Here is a 7,855-nt window from a genome sequence, read left to right as displayed (position 1 = left end):
GGTGCGGCGGCGGGGGGGGGGGGGGCCGCTGCGCGGGGCCTTCTCCCCGCCCCGCCCCTTCCCGATACCGGGGCTCCGCCCCCGGACCCCTTCGGGGGCTCCGCCCCCGGACCCCCGCGCCTCAATCGCCGGCGGGGCTTGATTTTGCCCCCGGTGGGGCTGACTTTGCCCCGTGGGGCTGAGCAGCGCTGTCACAGGGTCGTGACGCGGAGCGGACTGTTCCGTCCAGCAAGATCACTAGGTTTCTGTCTGCAGCCAGCAGCCAGAACTCGACGGACTCCACCGGAAGAGACCACGGCATACGGCTCTCCTTCCCACCACGGCAACGCCTCAAGGAGTCGTCATGCGCACCGCCCTCCGCACCGCCACCGCCACCCTCGCCCTCGTGGGCGCGGCCGCCGCCCCGGCCACCGCGTTCGCGGCCTCCGCTTCGGACTCCGGTCCGGCGCGTTCCCTCGTGGTCGCCGAGAACTGCGTGAAGAGCAAGGTCGTCCCGTCGGTGTTCGCCGGTCTGACGGTCAAGCTCACCAACAGCGCGCACTCCGGCGCCAAGGCCCAGCTGCGCGACGAGGACGGCAAGGTGCTCGGCACGGTAGACCAGACCAAGCCGGTGGACACGGCCTCGGGGCTGCGGATCGACGGGCCGCTCGCCGCGACCCCCGTCTTCAAGCACCGCTCGCAGGGTGACCCGGCCCCGTGGATCCCCGTCGCCTTCCCGAAGCTCCCCAAGGGCTGCACCACCGAGGGCAAGCTCTTCTCCACCACCACGTACGGCAACGTGGTCGTGAAGACCTACAAGGCCGGTCCGCAGCTCTTCAGCTCCCGCATCACCGACAACGGCAAGCGGGTCGGCTTCCTGGCGCCGGCGGCCACCGCCTACCAGGACGTCCGCAAGGTCGGTCAGCGGTACGTCCGCCTCACCGTCGACGGCGGTATCCACAGCTGGACGGGCGCCACCACCGCCTCCGCCAACCTGGGCGTCTACCACCTCCAGGGCGGCACGAAGGTCCGGCTGGTGAAGAAGGACGGCCTCTACGGGGTCAAGACGACCTCCCACGGCGAGTGGCTGAACTGGACCTACTACGCCAAGGGCAAGTCCGTGATCCTGCAGGACGACAACGTCGTCCTGGTCCTGAACGCGAACGGCACCCTCTCGAACTTCATCCACGGGTTCGGCCGCCAGACCGCTCCGGTCTGGAAGCACGCCTGATCGGTCGACCGGTCCCGCACATGGAGGAGCCCCGGGGCATCGCCCCGGGGCTCCTTCGTGCCGCTCACGCCGCGGCCCCGATCACGCGGCCGCTTCGAAGCCCGTTTCGCGGGCCATCTTCTTCAGCTCCAGCAGGGCGTGCTTCTCGATCTGGCGGATCCGCTCACGGGTCAGGCCGTGCTGCTTGCCGACCTCGGTGAGGGTCCGCTCGCGGCCGTCGTCGATGCCGTACCGCATCTTGATGATCGAGGCGGTGCGCTGGTCGAGCTTGCCGATCAGGTCCTCCAGCTCCTCGCTGCGGAGCAGGGAGAGGACGGACTGCTCGGGGGAGATCGCCGAGGTGTCCTCCAGAAGGTCACCGAACTGGGTCTCGCCCTCGTCGTCCACCGACATGTTCAGGCTGACCGGGTCGCGGGCCCAGTCGAGGACGTCCGCGACGCGCTGCTCCGTGGAGCCCAGCTCGGCGGCGATCTCGGCGTGCTCCGGGTCGCGGCCGTTCTCGCGGTTGAACTCGCGCTGCACGCGCCGGATCCGGCCCAGCTCCTCGACCAGGTGGACGGGGAGGCGGATGGTGCGGGACTGGTCGGCTATGGAGCGGGTGATGGCCTGGCGGATCCACCACGTGGCGTACGTGGAGAACTTGAAGCCCTTGGCGTAGTCGAACTTCTCGACGGCGCGGACCAGGCCGGCGTTGCCCTCCTGGATCAGGTCGAGGAGGGGGAGACCGCTGCGCGGATAGCGGCGGGCGACGGCGACCACGAGGCGGAGATTGGAGCGGATGAAGACTTCCTTGGCCCGCTCGCCCTCGGCGGCCAGCTGCTCCAGCTCCTCGCGGTCGGCGGTCACGGCCGGCGCGACACCGGACTCGGCGCCTTCGTCGAGGATCTGGCGGGCGTACACGCCGGCTTCGATGATCTGCGAGAGCTCGACTTCCTTGGCGGCGTCGAGCAGCGGCGTACGGGCGATCTCGTCCAGGTACATCCCGACCAGGTCGCGGTCGGCGATCTCCGCGCTGACGGCGCGGACGCTGCTGGCCGAGTCGGACTGACGACGGGCGACGGCGCGGGTTGCCATGCGTGCTCCCTTGCAATGAGTTCGGTCGCGGTGCGGCTGGTGGCGGTCCCCGGAACACTCTCCCGAGCACGCGCATCCGAAGGAAACAACGACTGGAATCGGGACAGAATTCCCATGTCGCTCTACGTTTTTCGGAATCTTGCAGTATCCTGCGCGGCCGCAGCGGCGGCCGGTGCTCACCACACCGTGAGAACCGCAGGTCAGGGCGGGTGCGGAGGGTCACCCCGGCTCGCCCGGCGTCCCGCTCGCGGGCGGGCCTTTTGAGACCGCCGTCACATCCGCCCCGGCTTTCACGCGGGTGCCGTACGGCCGTTCCGCGGGGGAAGACGGGCGGGCGGGCCGTACGGTTGCCCGCCCGGGACGGGACGGGGCCGAGGTCCTCCGCACGGGGGCCGGAGGTCCCGGCTCCCGGGTGCTCCACTGCCCCGGAATCGCCCCGGGAAGCGCAGGCGCCCCGAGAAGACCCCCGGGCAGCACCGCGGCCCGCCTCCCGGGTCGGGGAGGCGGGCCGCGGTGCGCGTACCGGGTGGGTCCGGGTCAGTGGGCGATCACCGGGACCGGCAGCTCGGACTCGGCTCCGGACTCCTCGCCGGAGGCCGCGCCGGGGGCACCGGCGCCGGGGCGGCCGGTGGTGATGAAGGTGAGGGCGATCACCGCGGAAGCCACGAGGATGCCCACGGCCCACCAGATGGCCGCGGCGTAGCCGTGCACCATGGCCTGGGCCTGGAGGGCCCGGACGGCGCCCTGGCCACCGGCCGCCTCGGCGGCGTGGTCGGTCAGGTAGGCGGTGGTGGCGGAGGCCGCGATGGTGTTGAGGAGGGCGGTCCCGATGGCGCCGCCGACCTGCTGGGAGGTGTTGACCATGGCGGAGGCGACACCGGCGTCGGCCGGGTTCACCCCGTGCGTGGCCAGGGACATGGCGGGCATGAAGGCCGTGCCCATGCCGAGGCCCAGCAGCAGCTGCGCCGGGAGGATCAGCGCCGGGTAGGAGGAGCCGACCTCCAGCTGGGTCAGGAGCAGCATGCCGGAGGCGGCGACCAGGAAGCCGGGGCCCATCAGCAGCCGCGGGGGCACGCGGGTCATGAGGCGGGCGCCGATCTGGGTGGAGCCCGTGATCATGCCCGCGATCATCGGCAGGAAGGCGAAGCCGGTCTTGACCGGGGAGAACCCCTTCACGACCTGCAGGTAGTAGGTGAGGAAGAGGAACAGGCCGAACATCGAGATGACGGCCAGGCCCAGGGAGAGGTAGACCCCGCCGCGGTTGCGTTCGGTGAGGACGCGCAGGGGGAGCAGGGGGGACTTGACCTTGGCCTCGGTGGCGACGAAGGCGCCGAGGAGGAGGACGGAGCCGACGAACAGGCCGATGGTGACGGGGTCGGTCCAGCCGTCGGACTCGGCGCGGGTGAAGCCGTACACCAGGGCGACGAGGCCGAGGGTGGACAGGATCACGCCGGGGATGTCGAGGGCGTGGCGGTTGCGGGCGCCCTTGGGCTCGTGGATGACGGCCCAGGCGCCGACAGCGGCGACGATGGCGAAGGGGATGTTGACGAAGAAGGTCCAGCGCCAGTTCAGGTACTCGGTGAGGAAGCCGCCGAGGATCAGGCCGACGGCACCGCCGCCACCGGCGATGGCACCGTAGATGCCGAACGCCTTGGCGCGCTCCTTGGCGTCGGTGAACATGACCGCCAGCAGCGACAGGGCGGCCGGGGCAAGCAGGGCACCGAAGGCGCCCTGGAGGGCGCGGGCGCCGAGCATCATGGCCTCGCCGGTGGCGGCGCCGCCGAGGGCGGAGGCCGCGGCGAAGCCGATGAGGCCGACGACGAAGGCGTTCTTGCGGCCCCACAGGTCGGCTATGCGGCCGCCGAAGAGCAGCAGCCCGCCGAAGGCGAGGGCGTAGGCGGTGATGACCCACTGGCGGTTGCCGTCCGAGATCCCCAGGTCCTGCTGGGCGGAGGGCAGCGCGATGTTCACGATCGTCGCGTCGAGCACGACCATCAGCTGGGCGAGGGCGATGAACACCAGCGCCTTCCAGCGGCTGGGGTCGGCCCCCTGTGGGAGGGCGTCGGACGGAAGTGCGGCCGTTTTCGGCATGGGGGTACTCACCTCGTGGTGCGGAGCGGGTCGCGGCGGGCGTACCGCGGCTGACCCGTGAAACGGATGCTGAACTGCTGTGACTGCTGTGAGGTCTGTGGTGGCCGGGCGGCGCGTGGCTACGGCCGCGGGGGCCGCGGGCGCCGGATCCGGAGTCTCCGGAGGGTCAGCGCGGGCTCCTGAGGTCGTCGAGGGTGATGGCGCTGCCCGGCAGCGTGGAGCGGGCCGGGGCGCGCAGGCCGTCCAGGAAGAGCTGGAGGTGGCGGTGGGTGAAGCGGTCCAGGGAGGGGCAGGAGGTGCCCGGCAGCGGGCGGCTGAGCTGGGAGAGCGCCACCATCAGGTCACCCACGGCGATGTCGGGGCGGACCACCCCGCCCTCCTGCCCGCGGCGCACCAGCTCCTCGACCGCCGCTTCCAAGTCGTGTCGGGCGGCGAGCAGTTCGGGGTGCTCGTGGTCGAAGTTCCCGGAAAGCATCGGGCACAGGGCGCCGATGCGCTCGTCGGCGGCCGCGTGCACGAAGCGGCAGAGGGCCTCGAAGGGGTCGGACTCCTCGACCATGGCGGTCTCGGCCTGGGCGGTGACCCGGTCCATGACGTACAGGACCACGTGCCGCGCCAGGGTGGCCCGGTCGGGGAAGTGCCGGTAGAGGGTGGCGTTGCCGAGGCCGGCCCGGCGGGCGATCTCGTCGAGGGCGACGTCCGCCCCGCATTCCACGAACATCTCGCGGGCCGCGACCACGATCCGCTCGCGGTTGCGCAGGGCGTCGGCGCGCGGGCGGGGCACGGCACGGCCGGCCTTGGCACCGGCGGGCGCCTTGGCGGTGCCCTGGGCGGTCGGGCCGATGTCGAGGGCGCCGGCCCGGTCCGCGTCCAGGCCCGCCACGTCCCGCGGGGGGTGCGGGGCGGTGCCGGGTGCGGTGGTCACGCTCTCCACGACGGCTCTCCCTCTGCTCTCGGTCGCCCCGGCGGCGGGGCCGGGTCGGTGGTCTGTCGGGCGGTCGCCCCTCGGCGACCCGCACCCCTAAGCGGGGAGCATGTCCCCGCTTCGAGGACATCGGGTTAAACGGGGAGTCGATCCCCGGTTATTTCGGCTCGGGATGTGAGCTGGGTCACATCACGTTCCACGTTCGGACGCTTCCGGCGCGCGGTCGCGCGGAAGCCGTCGGAGGGTGATCGCACGAGCGCAGACCGGGTCCGGCCGGCTGCCGCAGAGCCGAAGGCGACCGCATGCAGCAGCTCCGCCAGCGGATATGCAGACACCGCCGGACCAGGGCGTACATCGGGCTCACCGCCCTCGCCCTGGGCGTGACCGCCACCGCCAGCGCCGGAATCGGCGACGGCCCCCGCGCCGCCGCGGGCCCGGTCGCGGCCACCTCCCAGGAGACGGCGCTGGCGCCCTGCCGGATCAGCGGGGCCTCCGGGGTGCAGATGTCCGAGGGGCTGCCGACGGCCCCGGGCTACTCCAAGTCCACCGGCCGGGTGCGCGCCCTCAACCTGATGATCGACTTCCCGGACGCCAAGGGGGAGGGCACGGCCGCCGACCGGCTCGCCGAGTTCTTCCCGCAGACCTCCGACTGGTTCCGCACCAGCTCCTACGGGCGGCTCGACTACCGACCCGAATCCCCCGTCCGGGACTGGCTGCGGATGCCGATGCCCTTCGCCGCCTACGGCATCGAACGCGGCTCCCCCTACGAACCGGGCTACCGGCAGCTCGTCGAGCACATCGTCGAGGCCGCCGACGGCGAGGTCGACTTCAGCCGCTACGACCTCGTCAACATCCTGGTCACCCCCAACGCCGGCCCCTCCGCCCTGGACACCGTGCTCTCGGTGACCTTCTCCGGGAACGGCGAGGCCCCCGTCGCCGACGGGGTGCCGCTGGCCAACACGTCCTTCGTCTACAGCCGCCAGGACGACGGCTCCGGCTCCTACCGCGAGACCGGCTACCGGGTCCTCCCCCACGAGAACGGCCACGTCTTCGGCCTGCCCGACCTCTACACCTCCGAGGGCGGCGGCGCCGTGGGCCACTGGGACATCATGAGCGAGGACTGGGGCGCCAACAACGACCTCCTCGGCTGGCACAAGTGGAAGCTCGGCTGGCTCGACAGCGCGCAGATCAGCTGCGCCTCCCGCTCGGGCACCACCGACCACGTGCTCTCCCCGCTCGCCGTCGAGGGCGGCACCAAGCTGGCCTTCGTCCCCGTCTCCGCCTCGGCCGGCTTCGCCGTGGAGGTCCGCACCCGCGCCGGCAACGACGAGGCCGTCTGCAAACCGGGCGTGCTCGTCTACAAAGTGGACTCCGAGGTCGACACCGGCCGCGGACCCGTCAGCATCTCCGACAGCGCCCGGGACAGCGGCGGCTGCACCCGACGTCCCAACGTCCACGCCGAACTCTCCGACGCCCCCTTCGCCCCCGGCGAGACCTTCACCGACGAGGAGAGCGGCATCAGCGTCTCGGTCGTCGGCGAGCTCCGCAACGGCAGCTACCAGGTCCGCATCACCCGCCCCTGAGCCCATCCCCCCACCCCCCCTGGGGCCGGTCCGCACCGGCCCCGACCCTCTCTAAGCTGATCATCCGACCGGATGCCCACCGGGTACCCACTGGACGACCACCTGGGAGAGCCGATGACCGCCGCGCCCCTGCTGCCCCTGCGCCCCCGGACCACCCCGGCCGCCCGCCGCCTGGTGTGCTTCCCGCACGCGGGCGGCAGCGCGGGCTGGTACCGCCCCTGGGGCGCGCACCTGGACGACTCCGTCGAGCTGCTCGGCGTCCAGTACCCGGGACGCGAACACCGCTTCGGCGAACCGCTCGTCGCCGACATGGCCACCCTCGTCACCGAGATCACCGCCGCCCTGCGCGCCGAACCGCAGCGCCCCACCGTCTTCTTCGGCCACAGCATGGGCGCCTCCGTCGCCTACGAGACCCTGCTGCGCCTCGAAGCGGCCGGCTCCCGCCAGGTCACCCGACTCGTCGTCTCGGGCCGCCGGGCCGTGGTCCCGCCCGCCACCGCCCCCGCCCGCCCCATGACCGACGCCGAACTCGTCGAGTCCATGACCACCCTCGGCGGCACCCCCCGCGCCGTGCTGGCCGACCCGGAGCTCCGCGCCCTCTTCCTGCCGCCCCTGCGCAACGACTACCTGCTCCTCGACCGCTACCGCCCCGCCCCGGGCACTCCCCCGATCCACGCCGACCTGATCGCCGTCACCGGGGACGCCGACCCGCGGGTCACCGTCGACGAGATGCGCGCCTGGACCACCCTCACCACCGGCCGCACCGCCACCCGCGTCTTCCCCGGCGGCCACTTCTACCTCGCCGACCACGCCGCCCCCCTGGCCCACCTGGCCACCTCCCCCGAGCTGGACTGAGCCCCGGCCCCGCCGCGGACGGGCCCGCGAAGGCCCCGTCCGCACGGTGAGAAAGGACACCGTCACCCGCCTGTAGGGATGCTGTGAGGTCGCTGTACGGTCCCTCTTGACCAAAAT

General features: G+C 72.4%; 6 protein-coding genes. 3 read left to right on the top strand and 3 right to left on the bottom strand.

Annotation, left to right across the window (positions count from 1 at the left end; all coding sequences use genetic code 11):
- Positions 1–343 precede the first annotated feature (343 nt).
- Positions 344–1,210 carry a hypothetical protein gene (locus ABTZ17_RS23435; protein ID WP_352197651.1) on the top strand — a complete coding sequence of 289 codons (867 nt, stop codon included), beginning with the start codon at positions 344–346 and terminating at the stop codon, positions 1,208–1,210.
- 81 nt (positions 1,211–1,291) lie between these two features.
- On the opposite strand, the gene ABTZ17_RS23430 is transcribed toward ABTZ17_RS23435, so the two are convergent.
- The 3 genes from ABTZ17_RS23430 to ABTZ17_RS23420 all read right to left on the bottom strand — a co-directional run bounded on the left by ABTZ17_RS23430 (position 1,292) and on the right by ABTZ17_RS23420 (position 5,219).
- A complete protein-coding gene (locus tag ABTZ17_RS23430) occupies positions 1,292–2,284 on the bottom strand; it encodes a sigma-70 family RNA polymerase sigma factor (RefSeq protein ID WP_352197650.1) in 993 nt (330 codons plus the stop codon).
- 537 nt (positions 2,285–2,821) lie between these two features.
- Positions 2,822–4,375: an MFS transporter gene (locus ABTZ17_RS23425; RefSeq protein ID WP_352197649.1), complete on the bottom strand. Its 1,554-nt coding sequence runs from the start codon at positions 4,373–4,375 to the stop codon at positions 2,822–2,824.
- Positions 4,376–4,541: 166 nt separating this feature from the next.
- Positions 4,542–5,219, bottom strand: a complete 678-nt coding sequence (locus ABTZ17_RS23420; RefSeq protein WP_502994803.1) for a TetR/AcrR family transcriptional regulator — start codon at positions 5,217–5,219, stop codon at positions 4,542–4,544.
- Positions 5,220–5,602: 383 nt separating this feature from the next.
- On the opposite strand from ABTZ17_RS23420, the gene ABTZ17_RS23415 reads away from it, so the two are divergent.
- Both ABTZ17_RS23415 and ABTZ17_RS23410 read left to right on the top strand, forming a co-directional pair.
- The gene (locus ABTZ17_RS23415; RefSeq protein WP_352197648.1) at positions 5,603–6,883 is read left to right on the top strand and encodes a M6 family metalloprotease domain-containing protein; all 1,281 of its coding nucleotides are present in this window, start codon (positions 5,603–5,605) and stop codon (positions 6,881–6,883) included.
- Between the two features lie 72 nt (positions 6,884–6,955).
- On the top strand, positions 6,956–7,738 hold the full coding sequence (locus tag ABTZ17_RS23410; protein ID WP_352197647.1) for a thioesterase II family protein: 783 nt from the start codon (positions 6,956–6,958) through the stop codon (positions 7,736–7,738).
- The last annotated feature ends 117 nt before the right edge of the window (positions 7,739–7,855 follow it).

The sequence above is a fragment of the Streptomyces sp. NPDC097619 genome, from assembly GCF_040302735.1.
In the GTDB taxonomy this organism is placed as follows: Bacteria; Actinomycetota; Actinomycetes; order Streptomycetales; family Streptomycetaceae; genus Streptomyces.
This window is presented reverse-complemented; position numbering and strand designations above follow the sequence as displayed.

Coding starts and splice junctions, on each gene's coding strand:
- ABTZ17_RS23410 (WP_352197647.1), top strand. CDS start 6,956: ATGCCCACCGGGTACCCACTGGACGACCACCTGGGAGAGCCGATGACC.
- ABTZ17_RS23425 (WP_352197649.1), bottom strand. CDS start 4,375: ATGCCGAAAACGGCCGCACTTCCGTCCGACGCCCTCCCACAGGGGGCC.
- ABTZ17_RS23435 (WP_352197651.1), top strand. CDS start 344: ATGCGCACCGCCCTCCGCACCGCCACCGCCACCCTCGCCCTCGTGGGC.
- ABTZ17_RS23430 (WP_352197650.1), bottom strand. CDS start 2,284: ATGGCAACCCGCGCCGTCGCCCGTCGTCAGTCCGACTCGGCCAGCAGC.
- ABTZ17_RS23415 (WP_352197648.1), top strand. CDS start 5,603: ATGCAGCAGCTCCGCCAGCGGATATGCAGACACCGCCGGACCAGGGCG.